Below are 23,591 nucleotides of genomic sequence, written 5' to 3' on the forward strand. Positions count from 1 at the left end.
TGGAGAGACTGATGAGCGACGTGATCCACGCAGCCGTGGCAGCCCTTGCCACCAAGATGAACGGCGGCTTCAGCGCTGGCGTGGCCAAGTTCGTGATTCCGGGCGAGGGCGCGATCATGATCGACCACGATGGCGTGCGCGCGGGCGATGATGAGGCCGATGTGACGCTGACCGCCGAGGCCGACGTGTTCCGCGCCATTCTGGAGGGCGAGATGAACGCCACCAGCGCCTTCATGACGGGTAAGCTGACGGTGGACGGGTCGATGGGCTTGGCAATGCAGCTGGGTGCGGCTCTCGCGTGAGCGGGGCACCGTTCCATGCGGTCATGGCCGATGGCCCCGAAGGGGCCTTTGCGCGCTGGCTGCAGGCCACCGATGGCGTGCAGATCCGCGTGGGGGTCTGGCCGAAAGATGCGGCCAAAGGCACGGTGTTCCTCTTGCCGGGGCGCACGGAATACATTGAAAAATACGGCCGCGCCGCCAAAGATTTGGCGCGGCGCGGCTATGCCACGCTGACGGTGGATTTTCGCGGACAGGGGCTTGCCGACCGTTCATTGGACGATCCTTTGGTCGGTCATGTCACCGATTTCGACGAATATCAGCTGGATATGGCGGCGGTGATCGCCTTTGCCCGCGCCGAGGCCCTGCCAGAGCCGTGGTTCATGATCGCCCATTCAATGGGCGGCTGCATCGGCTTGCGCTGCCTGATGGGGAACCACCCGTTCAAGGCGGTGGCCTTTTCGGCCCCGATGTGGGGCATCCTGATTTCGGCTTGGATGCGGCCCGTGGCCGTGGCCATGGCGCGCGCCTCGCGCTGGTTCAGCTTTGACCACCGCATCGTGCCGGGCAGCCGCGAGGCGACCTATGTCATGGCCGTGCCCTTTGTCGGCAACACGCTGACCACCGACCCCGAGATGTGGGACTACATGCGCCAGCAGGCGATGGCCTGCCCCGAGATGATGCTGGCCGGCCCTTCCTTGGGCTGGCTGCAGGCCGCCTTGGCCGAGTGCAACGCCTTGGCTGTGCGGCCCTCGCCCGATATCGCCACCTTAACCGCCCTCGGCCTGCAAGAGCGGATTGTGGATATCGGCCCGATCCATGCCCGGATGGCGCATTGGCCGAAGGGGACCTTGTCGCTTTATCCCGGTGCCGAGCATGAGGTGATGATGGAGCGCCCAGACACCCGCGCGCGGTTCTTTGATGAGGCTTGCGCGCTTTTTGATCTGCACCTTTAGGGTGCCCCGGAATTTTTGAAAACCCCGGTCCGGATTATTGGCAATAATCCGGGTCTCAGGTCCCCAGAGTGATCTGCGTAAACCCGTCGCGCAGCGCACGCGACCATGCGTCGGACATTGCGCGAAACGCTGGATCGCCCGCCTCGATGCGGCGCTGGCGGCTGACGGCGCATTCGTCGCGCCGGATGACCGCCAGATCCAATGGCATGCCCACCGACAGGTTGGACCGCAGGGTCGAATCCATCGACAAAAGCACCGCCTTTTCCGCATCGGCCAAAGGCGTGTCAGGTTTCACCACGCGGTCCAAGATCGGCTTGCCGTATTTGTGCTCGCCGATCTGCAAGAACGGCGTGTCCTCGGTCGCCTCAATGAAATTGCCCTCGGGATAGATCAGGAACAGCCGCATCGCGCCGCCCTTGCGTTGCCCCGCCACGATCATCGACGCCGTGGCCGCCTGTTTCATCGTGGCCAGCTTTTCATCAATCTCCAGCCGCACAGCGCAAAGCATGCGCCCGATGATCGAGGCCACCTTCAACATGGTTGGGGCCAGCATGATCGAGGTGTCCTCGGTCGCGTCCGGATCGTCAATCGCTTCGCGCAGGCGGGCAAGCGTTGTCTGGGTGATCGACAGCGAACCAGCGGTCATCACGGTGATCACCCGCTCACCGGGGTGTTCAAAGTGGAACATCTTGCGATAGGTCGAGATATTGTCCAACCCCGCATTGGTGCGGGTGTCTGACAGGCAGACCATGCCCTCTTTCAAAAGAAGTCCCACGCAGTAGGTCATCGTCGTCTCCGGCCTTTACGCGGCGTAACCTATTGGGCTTGCGACTGGATCGCAACCGTCACCGACAGGCTTTCCACCCCAAGCCCGCGCGCAATGCCCTTGATGGGCGCGGCCTCGGCCGCATCAAGGCCAGACCCCAGACGGATATAACGCTCATCCGGGCAGCAGCGGTTGGCCGGATCAAACCCGATCCAGCCATAGCCCGGCACATGAAGTTCCGCCCAAGCATGCGACGCCTCATGCGGGGTGCCGTCCTCGGAAGAAAAGAGATAGCCCGCCACATAGCGCGCCGGAAATCCGGCATGGCGCGCGCAGGCGATCAGGGCTTGGGCATGGTCTTGGCAGACCCCCTCGCCTTGGGCCAGCGCCTCGGCCGCGGTGGTATGCGAATGGGTGCTGCCGGGGCGGTAGGCGATCGCCCCCGCCACCGCAAAGGCCAGCGCATGGGCGTGCGACAGGGGATCATCCTGCGCCGCGCTGTCCGCCAGCGCGCGCAAGGCGTCATCGGCTTCGGTTGCCGGGGTTGCGCGCAGATAGGCCAAGGGCGGCACCAGTTCACGGTGTCCGCGCAAGACACCGGCCAGATCGGTGGTCTGCACCTGCCCCTGCACCCGCACCTCGACCGTGCTGACCGGCCCTTTCACAGTCCAGCCCTGCACCCAATCACCCGCCCCATCTCGAAAGCCGCCGCCCATTTCACCGCCCGCGACGGTGATCGTCCAATTCACAACCTTTTGGCCGTCAAAGCGCGCAGGCGTCAGGCGATGGCTTTGCATGACCGCGCGCACTGGCTGGTCGTAATGGTAAAGGGTGCTGTGATCGACGGTCAAAAGCATCACATATCCCCCGAGAGATAGCTGTCATGGATCACCGCGCCCAAGGCCGAACTTTCGGTGATAAAGCGGGTCAGAAATTCGTGCAGGCCTTCGTCAAAGATATGGTCGGGTGTTAACCCCTCAAGCCCGGCCAGCAACCGGGCCGAGGCCGCCTGCGCGGGCGTCTCACGCCCGTATGCCTTGGCCAGACGGCCCAGATGGTTGTTCAATCCCGCCACACACGTGATCAGACTGCGCGGGCTTTGCGGGTTCAGAATCAGGAAATGCGCAATCTTGGCCGAGGTCACCTCGCCGCCGTAAGCCCAGTGAAACGCCCGATGCGCGCCCAGCGCGCGCAAGAGCATCAGCCACTGTTCATTGTCCAGCCCTGTGCCGACATAGTCGGCGCGCGGCAAGAGGACATAGTATTTCACATCCATCAAACGCGCCGTGGCATCGCCGCGTTCCAGATAATAGCCGATGTTCAGAAAGTTGAACCCGTCGTTGCGCAGGATGGTGCCGTCAATCGCACCGCGCACCATGGCGGCCTGTTTCATCACCCAATCGGTGAGCCGGGACAGCTCTGCCTTGTCACGCTGGGCCTCGATCTGGCGCAATTCCTGAAAGGCGGTGTTCAGCGCGTCCCAAACCTGTTGGGTCAAAGCGGTCCGCACGATGCGGCCGTTTTCCCGCGCCGCCGTGAGGCAGCTTGCCACCGAATTCGGATTGTCGCGGTCGAAAAACAGCCAGCTTTCAATCGTGCGCTGATCGGGGGCGCCGTATTTGGCGGCGTAGCCCGTCGCATTACCCGAAGCGCGCAACAGGCTGTCCCAATCGCTGCGATAGCCGACAGCGGTGGGCAAAAGCGCGATGCGCGCGCCAACCTCCAAAAGGCGCGCTGCCGTCTCGGCGCGCTCCATATAGCGGGCGATCCAAAACAGATTGTCGGCGGTCCGTGACAGCATACCCGTTTACTCCGCCAATACCCAAGTGTCCTTGACCCCGCCGCCCTGCGACGAGTTCACCACAAGCGAGCCGTCCTTGAGCGCAACCCGGGTCATGCCGCCGGGGACAAGCTCGATCTTCTCGCCCACAAGGCAATAGGGCCGCAGATCCACATGGCGCGGCGCGATGCCTTCCGCGACAAAGGTCGGCGTGGTGGACAGCGCCAGCGTGGGCTGCGCGATGTAATTGCCCGGATCGGCGATGATGCGGGCACGGAACTCTTCAATCTCGGCCTTGGTGGATTTCGGGCCAACCAACATGCCATAGCCGCCTGATCCATGAACCTCTTTGACCACCAGATCGCCCAGATTGGTCAGCACATGGCCCAGATCATCTGCCACAGCGCATTTCCACGTTGGCACGTTGTTCAAGATCGGCTCTTCCCCCAGATAGAACCGGATCATTTCGGGCACATAGGTGTAGACCGCCTTGTCATCCGCGACCCCTGCCCCCGGTGCGCTGCAAATCGTCACCCCACCCGAGCGGTAGACATCCATCAACCCCGGCACGCCCAACATGCTGTCGGGGCGAAAGCACAAGGGGTCGATAAAGGCATCATCGATGCGGCGGTAGATCACATCCACGCGCTTTGGCCCTTGGGTGGTGCGCATGTAGACAAAGGCGCCATCGACAAAGAGATCCGCCCCTTCGACCAGTTCAACCCCCATCAGATCGGCCAGAAAGCTGTGCTCATAATAGGCCGAGTTGAAATGCCCCGGCGTCAGAATCACGATGGTCGGGTCACGCTCGCATTTGGCAGGCGCGACCGAGGCAAGCGTGCGGCGCAGAAGTTCGTGGTAGCGGTCCACCGGCTCGATCCGGTTTTCGCGGAACAGGTCAGGGAACATCCGCATCATCATCTCGCGGGATTCCAGCATATAGGACACACCCGACGGCGTGCGGCAGTTGTCCTCCAGCACATAGAAATCCGTGGGCCCGGTGCGGACGATGTCGATGCCGACGATGTGCGAGTAGACCCCCTTCGGCGGCACGAACCCGACCACAGCGCGCTCAAACGCCTCGTTTTGGTATACCAGATGCGCCGGAATACGGCCCGCGCGCACGATCTCGCCGCGCCCGTATACATCGACCAGAAAGGCGTTCAACGCCCGCGCGCGCTGCTTGATGCCGCGTTCCAGCTTGCCCCATTCCGAATGGGTAAAGACACGCGGAAACATGTCGAAGGGGATCAGCCGGTCCGGATCGCCCCCTTCGCCATACACGGCAAAGGTGATGCCGATGCGGCGAAACAGCGCCTCGGCCTCGGCCTGTTTTTCCAAGCGCCGGTCGGCGGGCATGGAGGCCATCCAATCCGACAGCCGCGCATAGGGTGCGCGGACCTGACCGCCGTCATACATCTCGTTGAAGTAGCTGGTCATCGCCTGCACCTTGTCCCGGATTTCCCCCAGTAAAGGCGGGGGTTTCGCAATGGTAAAGCGCTTCTCACGGGGAGGCTGCATTTTCTGTGGCAGTTGCCTAAAATTGAGGCAGGCGCACCGCCCCCTTGCCGTTCCCCCCTCGCCACCCCTAGATGGGGACAAAGTTAAATGAGGTTCCCCATGCACGCCCTGCCCCGCCTTGGCCACAAGCGCCCGGTTTTTGACGCCCGCTCCGGGTCCAATTCCTTTGGTGATCTGCCGGAATGGGATCTGAGCGATCTTTACCCCGCCCCCGACGCGCCCGAGGTCGAACGCGACATGGCGTGGCTTGAGGGTGAAACGACCCGGTTTGAGGCGGCCTATAAGGGCAAGCTTTTTGGCTTGGACGCGGCGGCCTTGCTGACTTGCGTGCAGGCCTATGAGGCCATCGACATTATCGCAGGGCGGCTCATGTCTTACGCGGGGCTGCGCTATTATCAAAATACGATGGATTCTGAGCGCGCAAAGTTCATGGCCGACGCGCAGGACCGCATCACCAACGCCACAACCGCGCTGGTGTTTTTCAGCCTTGAGTTCAATCGCTTGGAAGATGATCTTCTAACGAACCGCATGGCCGAAAACGCCGATCTTGCGCGCTATAAGCCGGTCTTTGACCGCATGCGCGCGATGCGTCCACACCAATTGTCGGACGAGTTGGAAACCTATCTGCACGATGCCTCAGTCGTGGGGGCAAGCGCGTGGAACAAGCTTTTTGATGAGACCATGGCAGGGCTGCTGTTCACCGTCGAGGGTGAGGCGGAAGAGCTGAACCTTGAGGCGACGCTGAACCTTCTGACCGACGCCGACCGCGCCAAGCGTGAGGCGGCGGCGCGGGCCTTGGCGGCGGTGTTTGACAAGCATGTGAAGCTCTTTGCCCGCGTGCACAACACGCTGGCCAAGGAAAAGGAAATTGATGACCGCTGGCGCAAAATGCCCTCGGCCCAGCATGGCCGCCATTTGGCCAACCATGTGGAGCCTGAGGTGGTGGAGGCCTTGCGCAATGCCGTTGTCGCGGCCTACCCCAAGCTCTCGCACCGCTACTATCGGCTGAAAGCCAAATGGCTGGGGCTGGACAAGCTGCAGGTCTGGGACCGCAACGCGCCCTTGAACCTTGAGGCGCCAAAGCTGGTGAACTGGACCGAAGCGACCGATATGGTGCTGACCGCCTACGGCGAATTTGCCCCACAGATGGCCGAGATCGCCAAGCACTTCTTCACCGATGGCTGGATTGATGCGGGCGTCAAACCCGGCAAAGCGCCGGGGGCCTTTGCCCACCCGACCGTGACCACCGTTCACCCTTACGTCATGCTGAACTATCTAGGGAAACCCCGCGATGTCATGACCTTGGCGCATGAGTTGGGCCATGGGGTGCATCAGGTTCTGGCGGCGGGTCAGGGGGAACTTTTGTCCTCAACCCCGCTGACCTTGGCCGAAACCGCCTCGGTCTTTGGCGAGATGCTGACCTTCCGCCGCCTGCTGGACAATGCCAAGACCAAGGCCGAGAAAAAGACCCTGCTTGCGGGCAAGGTCGAGGATATGATCAACACCGTCGTGCGCCAGATCGCGTTTTACGACTTCGAATGCAAACTCCACGCCGCCCGCCGCGAAGGGGAGCTTACCCCGGATGACATCAACGCGCTCTGGATGTCGGTGCAGGCCCAGTCGCTGGGCGACGCGTTTGAGTTCATGGACGGATATGAAACCTTCTGGGCCTATATCCCGCACTTCGTGCATTCCCCGTTCTACGTCTATGCCTACGCCTTCGGCGATGGCCTCGTGAATGCGCTTTATGCCGCCTATGAGGGCGGCTTGCCCGATTTCCAGACCAAATACTTCGACATGCTCAAGGCGGGCGGGTCCAAGCACCACAAGGAACTGCTGGCACCTTTCGGGCTGGACGCGTCAGACCCGAAATTCTGGGACAAGGGCCTGTCGATGATCGCAGGCTTCATCGACGAGTTGGAGGCGATGGAGGACTGATCCTCCCCCGCCCCACCTCCTCGTCGCCTGCGGCGCTCGTCGGGGAACCTCGACGAGAAGCCGAAGGCGCCCGAGGAGAAGCGGGTTAAGGCAGGTCATACCCCTGCGCTGCGACCCTTGCGATGAAGCGGTCGATGAAATCGGGCGCGGTGGGGTCAAAGCACATCTGGCCGTAGAACCAGTGCAGATAGGCCTCAAACGGCCAATCACCCGCAGCCTTGCGCGCCTCGGCGCGCCGGATGCCAGCCTCCATCCCGTCACGGGACTGGACCGTTTCGCAGATGTGGTGAAAATCGGCCGACCCGCACAGAACGACCGGCACGCGGTGCAGCATCGCCTCGATCCCGACCGCCGAGTTGATCGTCACCACCACATCGGCCCGCGCCAGAATGTCATGGATATTGGCGGGCAGAATCTGTAGGCGGGCGTCTGTCTTGGCCTTGCGCGCAAGCCAGCCGAACGTGTCCAGATCGGTGTCGCGCGGATGGGGTTTCACCACAATCGGGCGCGGATCATCGCGCGCCAAGAGCGCCTTGATCATGTGCCGCATCGTCAGATGGCAGGTCTCGCCCACCTTGCGGTGGGTTTCGCTTTGCAAAAAGACGGCAATGCAGCGCTCGGGAATGTCCAGAACCTCGTCCGGCTGATCATAGCGCGACTGCCGCTCGGCCACGAACCGCCCTTGCAACATGGCAAAGAACGCCGCCGCCTGCGTAAGATCTTGTTGGGCCACGTCAAACTTTGCCGCGCCAAGCGAGGAGAACCCGCGCACGCCCTGCGGGTCGAGATAACGAAACGGCAAAAGATAGGCCGAGGCCGAATTCAGCGCCCTTGGGTGCTGGATACGGCCATGGTCAAAGATATGAAAGGCGTCATCGGCGGCAATCTCGGCCAGCGCTGTTTCGCGGTTGTGGAGCACCATGCGCGTCTTGATGCCCCGCGCGCGCAAGGCGCGCTGGAAGGGCGGATAAAACCGCTCTCCCCCACCATTTCCAGCCAAAACCGCGCTGGGCACATGCAACACCACACCCACCATGGTGCGGCGTTAAAGCCGAACCTCCTCGGCCACGCGGTAGGCCCAGTCGATCATCGCCTGCGTGCCTTTGGCGTTCTCAAGGCTCCAGGCGAAGGGTGCGCCCGTGCGGACCGAGGCACCAAACGCCTCAACCTGCACTTGGTATTGGTCGACGGTCGGGAAGCGTTCCACCAGCACCCGGTTCGGGCCTTGATGCAGCTCGATCTCGGCCATGTCATGCACACCCGCATTGAACGGCCCGCCTTCCAGCCGGATCATCCCCTTGGTGCCTTGGAACGTGACGACCTGCCGGTTATAGGCGCGCATCGTGGTCATGGAGTTATAGGTATAGCGGCCCTGCGGCCCCTCCATCGTGGCAGCGACCTGCGCCCAGATCTCCACGTCGTTTTCCCGCACCACGCGCGAGGAGAGATCCACCGGCTCAGCCCCGGTGACAAAGCGGGCCGAGCCAAAGGTATAAACCCCGATGTCGCGCAAAGAGCCACCGCCAGTTTCCGGGCGGTTGCGGATATTGGCCTTGTCGTCCTGATAGAAGGAAAACTGCGCATCGACATGACGCAACGTGCCGATCTCACCGGCGGCAACCCATTCGCGGGCGCGCTGCCACTGGGGGTGATGCACGATCATATAGGCCTCGGCGGCCAGGAGCCCGCTGGCATCGCGCGCGGCAATCAGCGCGTCGATCTCACCCGCCTGCATGGCGATGGGCTTTTCGGTCAGCACATGCTTGCCCGCCGCCAGGGCCTTCAGCGTCCAATCGACATGCATATGGTTCGGCAAGGGGATATAGACCACATCCACCCCAGGATCGGCCAAAAGCGCCTCGTAGCTCGTGATATGGCGCGCGGCCGGGGCATAGGCCTGAAACTCTGCCACCTTTTCGGCGCTCGAGGAGGCGACAGCCACCAATTCCGCCCCATGGGCGGCATGGATCGCAGGCCCCATGCGGTGCAGCGCGAAATTCGACGCCCCCAGAATACCCCATTTGACCGATGCCATCGCGCGTTCTCCTGCCCTGTTTGGATCAGACTAAGGCAGCGCGCGGGGCCAGACAACTGTGACCGCGCGCTTAGCGCCGCAAGATCAACGATTTGCCATAGGCCCAAAGCAGCACAATGGCATAGCCGACCGTCACAGCCGACATCACCGCCCAAGGATAGCGCAGCAACAAGACCACCAGCGCGATGCCCGCAATCACCACAAAAGCGGCCCGGTCGGTCGGCACCCGCACCGATTTCAGCGAGGGTGTCGGCAGTTTTGAGATCATCAACAGCCCTACAATGACCATCCAGCCCGCCAGAACCGGCCAAGGGGCCATGGGAAGTTGCGGAAATTGCCAGGAGATATACAAGGGTGCCATGGCCAGCATCGCGCCTGCGGGTGAGGGAACGCCCTGAAACTTGCCCATCCGCGCCAGACCCGCCGCCGCCTCATTGCCGATGTTGAACCGTGCAAGTCGCAGGCAGGTGCAGACCACATAGATCAACACCGCGCCCCAGCCAAAGTCATTCCCGGCAGGAAACGCCCAGTAATACATGAGCATACCCGGCGCGACGCCGAAGTTCAGGAAATCGGCCAACGAATCAAGCTCGGCCCCAAGCGGGCTTTCGCTGCGCAAGAACCGCGCAAGTCGGCCATCAAGCCCATCCAGGACCGCCGCCAACAAGATCATCACCACCGCCGCCGAAAACGCCTCGGCCGCCGAAAAGCGGATCGAGGCGAGGCCCGCACAGATGGCCGCGACGGTCAGCATATTGGGCAACAACTGCACCAAGGACATGTCGCGGCGCGGCTTGCCTGTCCAACGACTGCGCAGCACAGGGGTGTCCTCGGCACGCTTGTCTTCGTTGGGCGGCAGGTCGATCATCTCACTCGCTCCGCGCCAGACGCGCCGGAAGCGCGCGCGTCAGATCGGCGATCACCGTCTCACCGGCCACCATGGTTTGGCCCAGCGCAACCTGCGGCTCCACCCCTTCGGGCAGATAGACATCCAGACGCGAGCCAAAGCGGATCAGGCCAAAGCGATCACCCATCCGCAGGGTCTGGCCCACGCGGGTAAAGCACACGATCCGCCGCGCCACGAGGCCCGCGATCTGCACCACCGCCACTTTGCGCCCATCGGCCATGCGAATGGCCAGCGAATTGCGCTCATTGTCCGAGCTTGCCTTGTCCAACGAGGCATTGAGGAACTTGCCCGGCCGATACGCAATCGCATCAATCTGGCCTGCAACCGGCATGCGGTTCACATGGCAGTTGAACACATTCATGAACACCGACACCCGCAGCAACGCTTCGGGACCCATGCCCAGCTCTTCCGGCGGCACTGCGCGTTCGATCAACGAGATCACCCCATCAGCGGGCGACACGATCAGTCCCTCATCCAGCGGGACCGAACGAATGGGATCGCGGAAGAAATAATAGCACCAGACCGTCAAACCCAGTCCGATCCAGCCCAGCGGGTCCCAGACAAAAAACAGCACCGCCGTGATGGCGCCAAAGATGGCGACAAAGCGCCAGCCCTCGGGGTGCATCGGCTTGATAAAGGTGTCCAGCATATTCATCGCACTAAACCTCGCATGTCAGGCGCGGTCCTAGCGGTGAACGGCGCGCGGGGCAAGGAAAACCCCGCGCAGCGCGGCCTAGGCCGGAACCACCATCCCCTTGGTCTTGGCAAGCTCGCGCATGCGGGCTTGAAGTTTTTCAAAGGCGCGCACCTCAATTTGGCGAATCCGCTCTCGGCTGACGCCATAGCTTTCAGAGAGATCCTCAAGCGTGACCGGATCATCCGATAGGCGGCGTTTGACCAAGACATCGCGCTCACGATCGTTCAGCGCGTCCATCGCCTGAGACAGAAGCGACAGGCGCATCTCCATCTCGTCTTTCTCGGCATAGGCCCCGGCTTGATCGCTGTGCTCGTCCTCCAGCCAGTCTTGCCACTGACTGCCGCCCTCGCCATCATTGCCCACCTGCACATTCAGGCTGGCATCCGACCCGGCCAGACGGCGGTTCATGTCGATGACCTCGGTCTCGGTCACGCTCAGATCCTTGGCGATTCGCGCCACGGTTTCCGGCCTTAGATCGCCCTCTTCCAGCGCACCCAACTTGGCCTTGGCCTTGCGCAGGTTGAAAAACAGCTTTTTCTGCGCAGAGGTCGTGCCGAGCTTCACAAGGCTCCACGAGCGCAGGATGTATTCCTGAATCGAAGCGCGGATCCACCACATCGCATAGGTGGCCAGACGAAAGCCCTTTTCCGGATCAAACCGCTTGACCGCCTGCATCAAGCCAACGTTGGCCTCAGAGATCACCTCGGCCTGCGGCAAACCATAGCCGCGATAGCCCATCGCCAGTTTCGCGGCCAAGCGCAGATGGCTGGTCACCAGCCGATGCGCGGCCTCCGAATCCTGCCGTTCAGCCCAAGCCTTGGCGAGCATGTATTCTTCTTCCAGTTCCAACATCGGGAACTTGCGGATTTCCTGCATATAGCGGTTCAGCCCCTGTTCTGGGCTGGGTGCAGGTAGATTTGCATAGGTGCTCATTCGTGCCCCCTTTATGTGATCGGGTCCGATTTCGGCCCCCGAAGTCGCGTGATCTATGTCCGCCGCAAAGCATGTTCAAGTGCTGGGCCATCACGCATTGATGAACGTCAGTTGTGCATTCCAAGGTCATGAAAAAAGGAGTGTAACAAAGGCCTCACGCTTTTGTCAGAAGCTGTCAGATGGCGACCCGCTCGCCAAGTTCGACCACCCGGTCGCGCGGCAAGTGGAAAAAATCCGTTGGATCGGCAGAAATCCTAGACAGCGCGGCATAAATTCGGTCAAGCATAAGTCCCAGCCCTGATGGACCCGAAGCCACCGGCCGACGACGGCCGAGGAAAAACGTCGATGCCATCACATCAAACTTCAGCCCAGCGCGGCGGGCGTGAACCATAGCACGGCTGACATTCGGGGTCTCCATGAACCCAAAACGCAGCGTCAGAACGGCGAAATGGCCGTCCAACACCTGATATTCGGCCCGTTCCTCCATTGTCGCATAGGGCACGCGCAGGGTTTCGACCGTCAGGAGCACGGTCTGATCGTGCAAGACCCGGTTGTGTTTGAGATTGTGCAAAAGGGCCGAGGGCACGACGTCGGCATCCGGCGTCAGAAAGAACGCCGTGCCGGGGATAACATGAACCGAGGAACGGCGCATCGAGCGCACAAAGCTGGCCAGCGGAACGGCCTGTTTGTGCAGCCGCGCGGAAACCCGTTGTGTGCCGCGCCACCAAGCGACCATGACAAGACACAGCACGGCAGCGATTATGGCTGGCACATAGCCGCCATCTGCGATCTTCATCAGATTCGAGGCCAAGAAGGCCAGTTCGACCGCAAGAAACGGCGTCACGATCAGCAACACCAACGGCAGCGCCATTCGACGCGCCTTGTGCAGGTAAAGGGCTCCCAGAATGGTGGTCAGCACCATGGTGCCGGTCACCGCGATGCCATAGGCCGAGGCCAAGGCCGCGGAGGTCTGGAAGGACAGGACAAGCCACAAAACCCCTAACAACAACATCCAATTGACCGCGGCGATATAGATCTGGCCACTTTGGCTTTCGGCGGTGTGGCGGATGGCAAGGCGGGGCAGAAAGCCAAGCTGAATAGCCGCACGTGCCATTGAAAATGCCCCCGAGATCACTGCTTGCGAAGCAATGACGGTGGCGGCCGTGGCCAGCACCACAAGGACTGGCAAAGCATGGCCCGAAGCCATCGAGAAAAATGGGTTTGACAGGGTTTCGGGGTTCGCAAGGACCAATGCCCCCTGCCCCATGTAGTTCAGCAGCAATGCCGGGAACACCAGCGCGAACCACGCGATGACGATGGGGCGACGGCCAAAATGGCCAAGGTCTGCGTACAGCGCCTCGCCCCCGGTGACGGCCAGAAAGACTGCGCCTAGAACAACGAAGGCGACGGTCGAATGCTGTGTCAGGAAGCTTACGGCCCAGACCGGGTTTAAGGCCGCCAATACGCCCGGATTGGCCAACATGTGCCAGATGCCAAGCCCGCCCAGTGCAAGAAACCAAATCGCCGTGATCGGTCCAAACCAACGCGCGATCCGCGCTGTCCCACGCTTTTGAAGCAAAAACAGCGCCAACAGAATGCCCATGGCCACGGGCAAAATCCAAGCGTGGAGCGCTGGCATGACCAGTTCCATTCCCTCGACCGCCGAAAGAACGGAAATCGCCGGGGTGATGACAGCATCACCGGCAAATAGCGCGGCGGCCGCCACGGCAAGCGCAATGATGGGCAGCGACCGCCGCCCCATGGCCAGCCGCACCAGCGTATAAAGTGCGAGCACGCCCCCTTCGCCCCGGTTGTCGGCGCGCAAAAGCGCAAAGACGTATTTGATCGTAACGATCATCACCAAGGTCCAGACCAAAAGCGACAAAAGGCCCAAGACTTCGGCCCTTCCGACCGCGCTAGCCGCACCAGTGGCATGCAGCGCCTCGCGGAATGCATAGATGGGCGAAGTGCCAATATCGCCGTAAACGACGCCCACCGCGCCGATGACCAAGGCTGACAGGCTTTGTTTGTCGTGGCTGGGCTGGTGAATATCGGCTTCAGCCTCAGCCTCGGCGCGCAGGTAATCGGCGATATCCAGAGCTTCTTCGTCAAACAAAGGCAATTGTTCATTGTCCGCTGGGCGGACGGGATCACGGATCATGATATCCAGCTTTGAGTTGGGGTGAGTTGGTGGATGACAGGCCCAAGGCGGGCCGAGATCAGCCTTAAATGTCCGGGTGTCTGGCAGACGCCCCTGCGATAACTCCAACGCATGAACCGATTCTATCGGTGTCGTTCCAAGCTACGCCTCTCACAAGTTGGTCACAAGCAGCAACACATGCGTGAGCGAGGCGTCGCTCAATGCCCCCGTAGCGCATCCAACAGACCCGCCATATCCTTGGGCAACGGACTTTCGAACTCCAACTCCTGGCCCGTCACAGGATGCACAAAGCCTAAAGTGGCGGCGTGCAGCGCTTGGCGGGGGAAGCTGTTGGCTAGCTCCGCTGAAGGCCCAAACAGCTTTTCAGGCAAGAGTCGCTTGCCGCCATAGGTCTGGTCACCCAAAAGCCCGTGGCCCGCATAGGACATATGCACGCGGATCTGATGGGTGCGGCCGGTTTCAAGCCAGCATTCCATCAGGCTGGCAGCCCCCTTAAAGTCCTCGACAACCCGCGCGCGGGTCACGGCGTGGCGGCCATCGTTCCAAACCACAGCCTGCCGCTGACGGTCGGTTTTGTGGCGGGCAAGGTGGGTAGCGATCTTCAGAATGCCGCCTGCCTCAAAGCTGATCCCGCGCAGCCCCCGCAGGCGGGGGTCATAGGCATCGGGCTGGCCGTGGACGACCGCCAGATAGCGGCGGTTGACCGAGTGATCCTCGAACTGTGCGGCCAAGCCGTGATGGGCGCGGTCGGATTTCGCGACCACCAAAAGCCCCGTTGTATCCTTGTCGATGCGGTGGACGATGCCCGGCCGCCGCTCGCCGCCAATCCCCGACAGCGTATCGCCGCAATGGGCCAAAAGCGCATTGACCAGCGTGCCGGAAGGCGTGCCGGGGGCGGGATGCACCACCATGCCTGCGGGTTTGTCGATCACGATCAAGTCGGCATCTTCCCAGATGACCGTGAGGGGAATGTCCTCGGCCAGCAGATGTTCCAATTCCACCGCCGGGGCCAGACGCAGGGCATAGACCTGCCCCTCGGCCACCTTGGCCTTGGGGTTGGTCACCACTTGACCGTCCAAAAGCACATCGCCCTCATCGATCATCTTCATCAGACGCGACCGCGACAGCGCCGCTTCCTCTGGCACGAGCGCCGCAAGCGCCTTATCAAGGCGGTTCGGGGCCTCCTCGCCAATGGTCAGGTGCAACCACCCCGGGGAAGAAGGCATTGCCATGACGAACACTCCTGCGCACGAACCCGACCTGCCGCCGAGCCTGCGTTTTCTGAAAGGGCTGGTGATCACCTTGATGATCACCATGATCGTCGGTGTCATAACGGTGGTTTGGCTGCTTGTCACCCGCATGCCCGATGCAAGCTCTGCCGCCCCGCAGGTGCCCGAAACTCTGACCCTGCCCGAGGGCCTAAAGGCTGAGGCCGTGACACTTGGCAAGGGCTGGATCGCCGTGGTCACGAACAGCCAAGAGATCCTGATCTTCGATCCGGCCGGCGGCTTGCTGCAGCGGATCGACCTGCAGCTGACACCGGCCCCTTAACGCATCGCTCCGAAGCTCTTTGCTTGACGCCCGACATCGCAATTGCCCTACTAGGGCTGCCCTGCGTCAACGCCCCATTTCTTGAAGGACCATGATGCCACTGCCGTCCTTGGCGGATCTCGCCGCCAAACTCGCGAAAATACCCCCAGACGAGCTGGCACGGCAGCATCGGCTTTTGACCGATGGCGCTGGTCTGAGGTCGATGTTGACAGGGCTTGTCTATGCGCTGGCGGCTTTCTTTGTCGCCCTGCCCGTGGTTCTGTTTTGTGCAGCGGTGGATTTCGCCAGCGAACGGCTCAGCCTGCATTGGATGAAGGGGCTAGACGCCGCGCGCGCCCCGCGGCGCTATCTGGCCACGATCGCGGTCAGCATGCTGTCGCAGCTGGCCTATGCGATGGTCTTGGCCTTTGCCTATCAATCCACCATGCCCCTGGCCCAACCTTTCGCCGCCGGGGTGCTCACGCTGACGATGCTGCAAATGGCCTCGATCCGCATCATTCACTTGCCCTATGCCATCTCGGGCCTGACGGTGACCTTTGCTGTTGGCATCGGCGCGGTGCTGTACGATTGGGAAAGCCGGACCGGCGTGACCGGGCTTATCATGAGCCTTGTTGCGCTTTGGGCGGCGGCCTATTTCATCGCCGCGATTGTGCGGGGCAATCACGGCCTGCACGCCGGCATCGCCCGCGAAGGGGCCAGCGCCCGGATGGCCGATCAGGCCAAGTCGCGGTTTCTGGCGCAGATGAGCCATGAGCTGCGCACTCCGCTAAATGCCATCTTGGGTCTTGGCCATGCCGAGCTTGCCCAAGCCACCGATCCCGCCTCGCAAGAACGCTTGCGGCTGATGACCGACGCGGCCCGCGGGCTTGCGGTTATTCTGGACGATATCTTGGACATGTCGGCCATTGAGGCGGGACATCTGCCCATCCGACCAACCCCCTGCAACCCGGCCCAAGAGATCACCACCGCCGCGGCCCTGTATCGGCCGCTGTTCGAGGCCGAGGGTCTCAGCGTGTCTCTGAACCTGTCCAGCCATCTGCCGGCCTATGCCGCCTTGGATTCCCAACGCCTGCGGCAATGCCTGTCAAACTTGTTTTCCAACGCCCTGAAACACACCAAGACGGGCGGCGTGACGCTGCGCGCCGAAGTCGCGGCCAACGGCGATCTTGTGATCAGTTTTGCCGACACCGGCCCCGGCATCCCGCAGGCCGAGGCCGAGCGGCTTTTTGAGCCCTTCCATCGTGGGGCGGGCGATCAGCCCGGAACAGGACTTGGGCTGTCGATCACCCGAGCTTTGGCGCGTTCCATGGGCGGCGACCTTCAACTGATGCCCAGCCCGACCGGCGCAGAGTTTAGCCTTCGGCTCGCCCTTCAGGTGATGCCAAGAGTTCCGTCGGCCTTGGAGATAGACAAAGAGCCTTCCAGCACAACAAGCGTCCTGCCCAGCGAGCTTTCTGTGCTGGTGGTTGACGATATCGCCACCAACCGGTTGGTCGCAAAGGCACATCTGCATTTGCACGGCATCACGGTCGATGAGGCAGCTTCGGGCGCCGAGGCTTTGGCGCGATTGCAAGAGGACGGCATTGATCTGGTGCTCTTGGACATGAACATGCCCGGCATGGACGGCACCGAGACCTTGCAGCGCATCCGCGCCATGCCGGGCCGCATCCGCCTTCCGGTCATTGCGATGACCGCAGACGCCACCGAAGCGCATCGGCGCCGCTATCTCGCCGCCGGGATGGACGGCTATCTGGCCAAACCGCTGACACCCGAATCCGTGGCCGAAATGCTGGCGCGCTATGCGCCCGCCGCGCGCTGATCGCCCGGCCAAAGCGCCGCCACAATGGCATCCAGCCCATCGGTCAGGGCCGCAGGCCCCGGCTGCAGGATCAAGGGCGACTTGATTTCATGGATCCGCCCGGCTACGACCGCAGGCACATCTTGCCAGCCCGCGCGCCCTGCAATGCGCGAGGCGACCACCTTCTTGCCGCACCATGAGGCGAGAATTACGTCCGGCGCGCGCGGCGGAATGGCCTCGGGCAAAAGGATGCGGTTCTTGGCCAAAGGCTCAGCGGCCAGTTCGGGAAAGATGTCTTGCCCGCCTGCGATGTCGACCAATTCACTGACCCATTTGATGCCCGAGATAATCGGCTCATCCCATTCTTCAAAGAACACACGCGGCCGGTGCGGGTGCAGTGTGGCACGCAGTGCGGCAATCCGCGCTTCATAGCCTGCAATCAGCACCTCAGCCTGTTCGATGCAGCCCAAAAGCGCCCCGAGTGTGCGGATCATCCGCAAGATGCCCGCCACATCGCGGTGATTGAAGGCATGCACCTCGATCCCCGCTCGGATCAGCCCGGCGGCAATGTCGGCCTGCAGGTCCGAGAAGGTCAGCACAAGATCAGGATTCAGCGCCTTGATCTTCTCCAGATCAGCACTGGTGAACGCCCCTACCCGCGGCTTTTCGCGCCGAACACGGGCGGGACGGATGGCATAGCCGGTGACCCCGACAATCCGGTGGTCTTGGCCAAGAAGATACAGCGTCTCGACAGTTTCTTCGGTGAGACAAACGATCCGGTGAAAGCTCATGTCTTGGCCCTTTTGGCCCGCTCGGCGTCACGCCAGACGACCCAGCCTTGCGCCGCCCGTGTCAGGCAGTCGCGCACGGCTGCGCCGACCGCCTCGCCCACCGGCGTATGCAGCCCTGCATAGCGGTCTTTTCCGGGCAGACAGGCCAGCGCCACGCAATCGGTACCGGTGCCGGTGGCAAGCCCAGTGGCCAGTTCCAGCCCCGCTGCCATAACCCCTGCCGTGCGGGCCTGGACTGCGATGCTCATCGCCTCCAACTGCGCCGCCTCGGTCAGCGTGGCATTGGTCGAAAGGCCGATGTTGATCGTGCCATAATCGGCGCTGTGATAGGGCAACCGACGCCCCACGGCCTCAGCGTTCGACAGACCGACGGTCGCAACACAGTGCGCCGTGATCCCCTCCACCTCGGCAAAGGCCTCAGCCCAAGTGCCGACATCGCGCGAGGTCAGCATACCCACGGAGCGAACCGGCATCTGCTGGGACAACCAAGCCTCGGCGTCAAACTCGGGCGTCAGGTCAGCATTGCGCACTTCACGCCACAGGATTGAATTGGCCGGCGTATAGCCCGCGCCATGCGGTGCCCAACTCAGAACCCGCATTTCGCGCGGCAGGTCCATTCGCAACCAAGGGCGGTCCAGCGTCACCGTCGCCCTCATCGCACCACCCCCATGGGTTGGAAGACCGGACCATCGGCGGTTTCCGCGTGAAAGCCACGCACCCCGAAGACCCGCGCCAGATTGTCGTCTGACAGCACATCGCGCGGGGGACCATCGGCCACCACGCGGCCCGCCTGCATCATCACAAGCCGCGAGCAGGACCGTGCTGCAAGGCCCAGATCATGGATCGAGGCGACCACCCCGCGCCCTTCGCGGGCAAGGGCGGCAAAGACCTCCATGGTCTTCAACTGGGCTTCAGGATCAAGCCCTGCCACTGGCTCGTCGGCCAACAGAAGAGGCGTGTCCTGCGCCAAAGCCCGCGCGATCAGGACGCGCGCCTGTTCGCCACCTGACAGGGCCGTGGCGGTGCGGGCGCGGTAGCCTTGCAACCCCATCCGCTCCAGCGCTTGATCCACGGCGCGGCGGTCGGCGTCAGAACCGGCACCCAGATGTGCGCCGCGCCCCAAAGCCACCAGCGCCTCGACTGAGACAGGCCATGCAATCTCGCGCCCCTGCGGCAGGAAGGCTGCAGCCTGAGCACGGAGACGCGGGGACAGAGCGGTAAGCGACGATCGCCCCTCATGCGGCAACAGGCCAAGTGCGGCGCGCAGAAGGCTGGTCTTGCCTGCGCCATTCGGGCCGATCAGGCCGACAAACTCACCCTCATTGACCGTTAGGCTGACATCTTCGACCACGGGGCTAAGGCCCCGGCGCACGGTCAGGTTTTCGATGGACAGTAAGGTCATGCCTCGGTCCCCCGCAGTCGCCAGATCAGGTGCAGGAAGAAGGGTGCACCAATCAGGGCGGTTAGGACGCCCAGCTTCAAATCCTGATCCGGCGCGATCAATCGTACCGCGATATCGGCCGCCAAAACCACCGCCGCCCCGCCAAGCGCCGAGGCAGGCAGCAGCCGGGACGGCTGAGCACCGACGAGGGGGCGCAGGACATGCGGCACCACAAGGCCGACAAAGCCGATAGAGCCAGCCACCGACACACTCGCCCCCACCGCCAGCGCCGTGCCGCCAATCAGCACCAGCCGCAGCCGCGCAAGGTTCACGCCCATCGAGGCCGCCGCATCCTCGCCCAAGGTCAGCGCATCAAAGCTGCGACCCAGCGACAACAGCATCGCAAGGCCAAGGACCATGAAGGGGGCGGCCAGCCAGACATGGTCCATCGACCGATCGGCGAGCGAGCCCATCATCCAATACACGATCTCCATCGCGGCAAAGGGGTTGGGCGAGAGGTTCAAGACAAGGCTGGTCAGCGCCGCCGCCAAGGCCGAAATCGCCACCCCCGCAAGGATCAGCGCCAAGGCCCCGCCACGCGGACCGGCAAGGCCAAGGATCAAGAGCACCGCAACACCTGCCCCCGCCAAAGCCGACAGCGGCAAGGCCAGCGCAAAGAGCCCCGCAAGCCCGGTTTGCAGCGCCAGAACCGCGCCCAGCGCGGCGCTTGCCGACACACCGATCAGCCCCGGCTCGGCCAAGGGGTTGCGCAGATAGCCCTGCATCGCCGCCCCCGACAGGCCCAAAGCGGCCCCCGTCATCAGGCCCAACAGCGCGCGCGGCAAGCGGATTTCCTGCATCACCAGCACGACAGGGCCACCCTGGCCACTGACCAGCGCCGCCAGACTTTCACCAAAGCCCAAGCCCGCCGGCCCGATCAGGAGCGAGCCGAAGAACAACGCGGCCACCACCGCCCCCAAGGCCAAAAGCACATTCATTCGCCTGCCTCCAATGCGGCCCGTGCCGCCTGCATCCGACCAATCGCGCGCATCAGATGCGGCGTCCCACAGACCCAATCGGCGTCTGACGTCAATTCCACCCCAGCCCGCGCCTGCACGGCGCGCAAGGCAGGATGCACCAGGATGTCCTCAGACCGCGAGGCGCCGGGATACCGCTCGGATGTGACGATCAACTCAGGTCCCGCCATGACCAGCCGTTCGAGGGGCAGAATGCCCCCCCCCGTCACGCCCGATGTGGCCCCGATATTGGTGAACCCGGTCAACTCCAAAACCTCATTGGCTAGGGTGCCCGACCCGGTGGTGTAGCCGTTGGGATAGTAGAATGCCGCCGTCCGGGGCGTGCCGCTGAACCGCGCAGCCTCGATCTCGGCGGCAAAGGCATCAGCCATGGCATCGGCCTTGGCCTCTTGCCCCAAAGCACGGCCAACGAGGCGCACCTGCTCCACCGCATCCACAAAGGACGAAGCGGGGGGCACCTGCACCACCTCAACCCCAAGGCGGCGCAAAAGGTCTACGGTGGAAACCTGCGTATAGGTGCCCGCCAACACCAGATCGGGGCGCATCAGAAACACCTGCTCCACCTGCCCCCGGTTCATGGGATAGGCCCGCGCCTCCTCGACCATCGACGAGGATTGCACTTCGCTGGCCAAATGGCTGACGCTCACCAACTGACCGGGTGCCGCCAGCATCATGGCCAGTTGGTCGGTGCACAGGTTCATCGAGACAACCCGTGCGGGGGGACGCCCCGGTGTTTCAGCCCAGGCGATGGAAAGACTGGCGACTAAGGCCGCCAGCCCAAAGGCGATCATGCCCCGCGCGCGCATCTTAGAAAGACGCCTTCAAGCCCAAAAACACCGTACGCCCAGCGGTCGCGTAATCTTTCGCCTCCTGATAATTGGTATCAAAGGCGTTTTGCACTCGCAGGTAGGCGCTGGCGGTGTCGCTGACCTTGTAGCTGCCCCCCAGATCTACTGTGGTGTAATCTGCCATCGCCGCACCCGAGAATAGGTCAGTGCGCCCGGCTACATGGCGCAACGTAGCGTTTGCCGACAGGCGGTCGGTAAACTCTTTGTCCAGCCCCACGGTCAGATTATGACGGGCAACGCCATTGATAGGTGTGTTGTCGGCGGTCTTTGCGTCGATGTAGGCATAGGCCAGAGACAGGTCGATCGTGTCGCCCAAAGGTAGGCTTGCGGCCACCTCCAGACCTTTGCGCTGCGAAGTTCCGGAAAAGTTATCAAGGATATAGATAAAGCTGGGGCATGGGTCACCATCGGGCACGGCGACGGCGCAGCGATTAGTGATACGATTGTCGATGCGATTGTCAATTTCCAGTTTGAACAGCGTGGCCGATAGGGTCGCGCCATTGCCAAAGGCTTTCTCCAACCCGATTTCAGCCGATGTGCTGGTTTCGGGCTGCAAAGCTGGGTTGTTGGCATAGCCATAGGCTGAGTAATCAGCGTAAAGTTCGTTCAACGACGGGGCGCGAAAACCGGTGGCATAGGCAGCGCGCAGCGTCAGATCAGTCGCCGGGCGCAAAGCCATCGCAACCCGGCCTGTGGTAAAGCCGCCAAAGCTGTCAGTATCATCCCAGCGCAGCGTCGCGGACAGGTCCAGATCATCGCGCACGGCCCACAAGCCTTGGGCGAAAACACCCTTGGTGGTTGTGGTTTCAATCACTGTCGAGGTGAGAAAGGTCACGGGAACGACCGAGTTCACTGTTGCCCCTTCACGCGTGAGATCGGCCCCGTAAACCAGCGTCAGCGCCGGGCTGACTTCGGTCGTTGCGGTCCAGTCCAAGCGTTGCCGGGTGCCCTCAAAACTGCCATCCGCAACACCTCGTGCATAGAAATCGCGGCCGATCTTGAAGGTCGAAAGACTGAAAACGTGGTCAGTGGCGCCGATCGACAGTTCAGCAAACACCCGCCCGCCAATCTCATCGCGCTTTTGGTTGTTGGCAGCATCGGCCGGCACGCCGGCAAAACCGTCATAGTCCTGATCCACCGTCTGGCCGAAAGCATTGGCCCCCAGCGTCAAAGCGTCATTGACTGCATATCGCAGGCCAAAGGACAAGCGCTGCGCAGATGCACCATCGGCCTCGGTCCCGGCAGCCGCGGCGGAAAAGCCGTCGGTCTGCAAATGGCTGGCGTTCAACGTCAACCCAAGCGCTCCAGTTTTTTGCGACAGACCATAGCTCAGCTTGGCGGTGCCCATGCTGCCTGCCTCAAGCTCAACCGTTTGCTCTGTGCCCTCTTCGGTGGCGCGCGGGCTGTCGATCGACACCACTCCCGCCACCGCCGACCCGCCCCAAAGGGCAGACTGCGACCCGCGCAGCACCTCAAGCCGACCAATACCAGACGACATCAGGCCACCAAATTCATAGCTGGTGGTGGTTGAGGACGGGTCATCCACACGAATGCCATCCACAAACACCGCCACATAACGACCCTGCGCACCACGCAAGTTTAGGTTCGCGGTATTGCCAAACGGGCCTTGGGTGGCGGTGGAAAAGCCCGGCTGTCGGGCCAGCGTTTCGACAACCGCCACGCCCGAACGGTCAAGTTCAGCCTTGGCAACCACTGAAACAGAAACGCCGGTCCGACTGGCTTTGGTTGCGGTGCGGTTGGCGGTCACCACAATCTCATCCAGTTCGAAATCCTGCGCCTGCGCCGGCACGGCCAGCGCAGAAACCAACGCAACAATAGAAACATTAAGCCGTTTCATGGCCTTAATCCTTTGACATTCCCCATGGTCGTGGGGATTTGGTATGCGTCTGTCTTGGGAAAGGCCAATGACCCTCCGCCGACGGTGAAAACGTCACCACTGGCGATAGGTCGCCTGCCAAAGCGCGCCCCGCGCCCTGGTAAGGGTGATCACCTTGGCAGGTCTCCTGGCTTGCGGGTCGGGGCTTTGACGGGCCTTCCCGGGGTTGGTCCCCAGTGGCATATGCCGTCATCGCTCGCCGCTTACAGTTGCGGGGGCAGCTGTGGATTTCCACCACATTCCCTTTTCATCCGGGGCTAACCGGAACCGAAGGTAGACCCTGCATAACTTAGCCGTGTTCGCTGTCAAGCGCCGC

22 protein-coding genes and 1 riboswitch are annotated in these 23,591 nt (G+C 62.4%); of the genes, 5 read left to right on the plus strand and 17 right to left on the minus strand.

Going from position 1 to position 23,591, the window contains the following annotated elements:
- Positions 1-11: 11 nt before the first annotated feature.
- The gene (locus AC72UB_RS10785; protein WP_505189780.1) at positions 12-302 is read left to right on the plus strand and encodes an SCP2 sterol-binding domain-containing protein; all 291 of its coding nucleotides are present in this window, start codon (positions 12-14) and stop codon (positions 300-302) included.
- Positions 299-1,234, plus strand: a complete 936-nt coding sequence (locus AC72UB_RS10790; protein ID WP_505189781.1) for an alpha/beta fold hydrolase — start codon at positions 299-301, stop codon at positions 1,232-1,234. Before AC72UB_RS10785 ends, AC72UB_RS10790 begins: the two co-directional genes overlap by 4 nt.
- A 55-nt stretch (positions 1,235-1,289) precedes the next feature.
- Here AC72UB_RS10790 and AC72UB_RS10795 read toward each other — a convergent pair whose 3' ends face one another.
- The 4 genes from AC72UB_RS10795 to AC72UB_RS10810 are packed head-to-tail and all read right to left on the minus strand — an operon-like array spanning position 1,290 to position 5,220.
- Positions 1,290-2,021, minus strand: coding sequence for a proteasome-type protease (locus AC72UB_RS10795; protein ID WP_505189782.1), 732 nt, complete (start codon positions 2,019-2,021; stop codon positions 1,290-1,292).
- Between the two features lie 29 nt (positions 2,022-2,050).
- Positions 2,051-2,857 carry a transglutaminase family protein gene (locus AC72UB_RS10800; protein WP_505189783.1) on the minus strand — a complete coding sequence of 269 codons (807 nt, stop codon included), beginning with the start codon at positions 2,855-2,857 and terminating at the stop codon, positions 2,051-2,053.
- A complete protein-coding gene (locus AC72UB_RS10805; protein WP_505189784.1) occupies positions 2,857-3,801 on the minus strand; it encodes an alpha-E domain-containing protein in 945 nt (314 codons plus the stop codon). The genes AC72UB_RS10800 and AC72UB_RS10805 overlap by 1 nt, the downstream gene beginning before the upstream one ends.
- Positions 3,802-3,807: 6 nt before the next feature.
- The gene (locus AC72UB_RS10810; RefSeq protein WP_505189785.1) at positions 3,808-5,220 is read right to left on the minus strand and encodes a circularly permuted type 2 ATP-grasp protein; all 1,413 of its coding nucleotides are present in this window, start codon (positions 5,218-5,220) and stop codon (positions 3,808-3,810) included.
- Between the two features lie 180 nt (positions 5,221-5,400).
- On the opposite strand from AC72UB_RS10810, the gene AC72UB_RS10815 reads away from it, so the two are divergent.
- Positions 5,401-7,239, plus strand: a complete 1,839-nt coding sequence (locus AC72UB_RS10815; protein WP_505189786.1) for a M3 family oligoendopeptidase — start codon at positions 5,401-5,403, stop codon at positions 7,237-7,239.
- A gap of 85 nt (positions 7,240-7,324) precedes the next feature.
- Here AC72UB_RS10815 and AC72UB_RS10820 read toward each other — a convergent pair whose 3' ends face one another.
- From AC72UB_RS10820 to AC72UB_RS10850, 7 genes are all read right to left on the minus strand, one after another.
- Positions 7,325-8,263 (minus strand): capsular polysaccharide export protein, LipB/KpsS family, encoded by a 939-nt coding sequence (locus tag AC72UB_RS10820; protein ID WP_505189787.1) that lies wholly within the window; start codon positions 8,261-8,263, stop codon positions 7,325-7,327.
- 21 nt (positions 8,264-8,284) lie between these two features.
- A complete protein-coding gene (locus tag AC72UB_RS10825; protein WP_505189788.1) occupies positions 8,285-9,274 on the minus strand; it encodes a Gfo/Idh/MocA family protein in 990 nt (329 codons plus the stop codon).
- A 70-nt stretch (positions 9,275-9,344) separates the two neighbouring features.
- Positions 9,345-10,142 (minus strand): CDP-alcohol phosphatidyltransferase family protein, encoded by a 798-nt coding sequence (locus AC72UB_RS10830; protein WP_505189789.1) that lies wholly within the window; start codon positions 10,140-10,142, stop codon positions 9,345-9,347.
- Position 10,143: 1 nt separating this feature from the next.
- Positions 10,144-10,836 carry a phosphatidylserine decarboxylase gene (locus AC72UB_RS10835; protein ID WP_463289482.1) on the minus strand — a complete coding sequence of 231 codons (693 nt, stop codon included), beginning with the start codon at positions 10,834-10,836 and terminating at the stop codon, positions 10,144-10,146.
- Positions 10,837-10,914: 78 nt separating this feature from the next.
- Positions 10,915-11,811, minus strand: a complete 897-nt coding sequence (gene rpoH, locus AC72UB_RS10840) for an RNA polymerase sigma factor RpoH (protein ID WP_505189790.1) — start codon at positions 11,809-11,811, stop codon at positions 10,915-10,917.
- A gap of 175 nt (positions 11,812-11,986) precedes the next feature.
- Complete coding sequence (locus AC72UB_RS10845) at positions 11,987-13,972, minus strand: potassium transporter Kup (RefSeq protein WP_505189791.1); 1,986 nt, start codon at positions 13,970-13,972, stop codon at positions 11,987-11,989.
- A gap of 197 nt (positions 13,973-14,169) precedes the next feature.
- Positions 14,170-15,204 carry an RluA family pseudouridine synthase gene (locus tag AC72UB_RS10850; protein ID WP_505189792.1) on the minus strand — a complete coding sequence of 345 codons (1,035 nt, stop codon included), beginning with the start codon at positions 15,202-15,204 and terminating at the stop codon, positions 14,170-14,172.
- Here AC72UB_RS10850 and AC72UB_RS10855 point away from each other — a divergent pair.
- Positions 15,203-15,523, plus strand: a complete 321-nt coding sequence (locus AC72UB_RS10855; RefSeq protein WP_505189793.1) for a DUF6476 family protein — start codon at positions 15,203-15,205, stop codon at positions 15,521-15,523. The two genes, AC72UB_RS10850 and AC72UB_RS10855, sit on opposite strands and share 2 nt — an antisense overlap.
- Positions 15,524-15,617: 94 nt before the next feature.
- Positions 15,618-17,342: a response regulator gene (locus tag AC72UB_RS10860; protein WP_505189794.1), complete on the plus strand. Its 1,725-nt coding sequence runs from the start codon at positions 15,618-15,620 to the stop codon at positions 17,340-17,342.
- On the opposite strand, the gene AC72UB_RS10865 is transcribed toward AC72UB_RS10860, so the two are convergent.
- The 6 genes from AC72UB_RS10865 to AC72UB_RS10890 are packed head-to-tail and all read right to left on the minus strand — an operon-like array spanning position 17,321 to position 23,236.
- Positions 17,321-18,112, minus strand: a complete 792-nt coding sequence (locus AC72UB_RS10865) for a cobalamin-binding protein (RefSeq protein ID WP_505189795.1) — start codon at positions 18,110-18,112, stop codon at positions 17,321-17,323. The two genes, AC72UB_RS10860 and AC72UB_RS10865, sit on opposite strands and share 22 nt — an antisense overlap.
- A complete protein-coding gene (locus AC72UB_RS10870) occupies positions 18,109-18,768 on the minus strand; it encodes an adenosylcobinamide amidohydrolase (protein WP_505189796.1) in 660 nt (219 codons plus the stop codon). The genes AC72UB_RS10865 and AC72UB_RS10870 overlap by 4 nt, the downstream gene beginning before the upstream one ends.
- Positions 18,765-19,514, minus strand: a complete 750-nt coding sequence (locus AC72UB_RS10875) for an ABC transporter ATP-binding protein (protein WP_505189797.1) — start codon at positions 19,512-19,514, stop codon at positions 18,765-18,767. The genes AC72UB_RS10870 and AC72UB_RS10875 overlap by 4 nt, the downstream gene beginning before the upstream one ends.
- Positions 19,511-20,491 carry a FecCD family ABC transporter permease gene (locus AC72UB_RS10880; RefSeq protein ID WP_505189798.1) on the minus strand — a complete coding sequence of 327 codons (981 nt, stop codon included), beginning with the start codon at positions 20,489-20,491 and terminating at the stop codon, positions 19,511-19,513. The genes AC72UB_RS10875 and AC72UB_RS10880 overlap by 4 nt, the downstream gene beginning before the upstream one ends.
- On the minus strand, positions 20,488-21,336 hold the full coding sequence (locus AC72UB_RS10885) for an ABC transporter substrate-binding protein (RefSeq protein ID WP_505189799.1): 849 nt from the start codon (positions 21,334-21,336) through the stop codon (positions 20,488-20,490). Before AC72UB_RS10885 ends, AC72UB_RS10880 begins: the two co-directional genes overlap by 4 nt.
- 1 nt (position 21,337) lies before the next feature.
- Positions 21,338-23,236 carry a TonB-dependent receptor plug domain-containing protein gene (locus tag AC72UB_RS10890; RefSeq protein ID WP_505189800.1) on the minus strand — a complete coding sequence of 633 codons (1,899 nt, stop codon included), beginning with the start codon at positions 23,234-23,236 and terminating at the stop codon, positions 21,338-21,340.
- 139 nt (positions 23,237-23,375) lie between these two features.
- A riboswitch (cobalamin riboswitch) is annotated at positions 23,376-23,563 on the minus strand.
- Positions 23,564-23,591 lie beyond the last annotated feature (28 nt).

This window comes from Allotabrizicola aquatica (SeqCode) (genome assembly GCF_965194375.1).
GTDB lineage: Bacteria > Pseudomonadota > Alphaproteobacteria > Rhodobacterales > Rhodobacteraceae > Tabrizicola_A > Tabrizicola_A aquatica.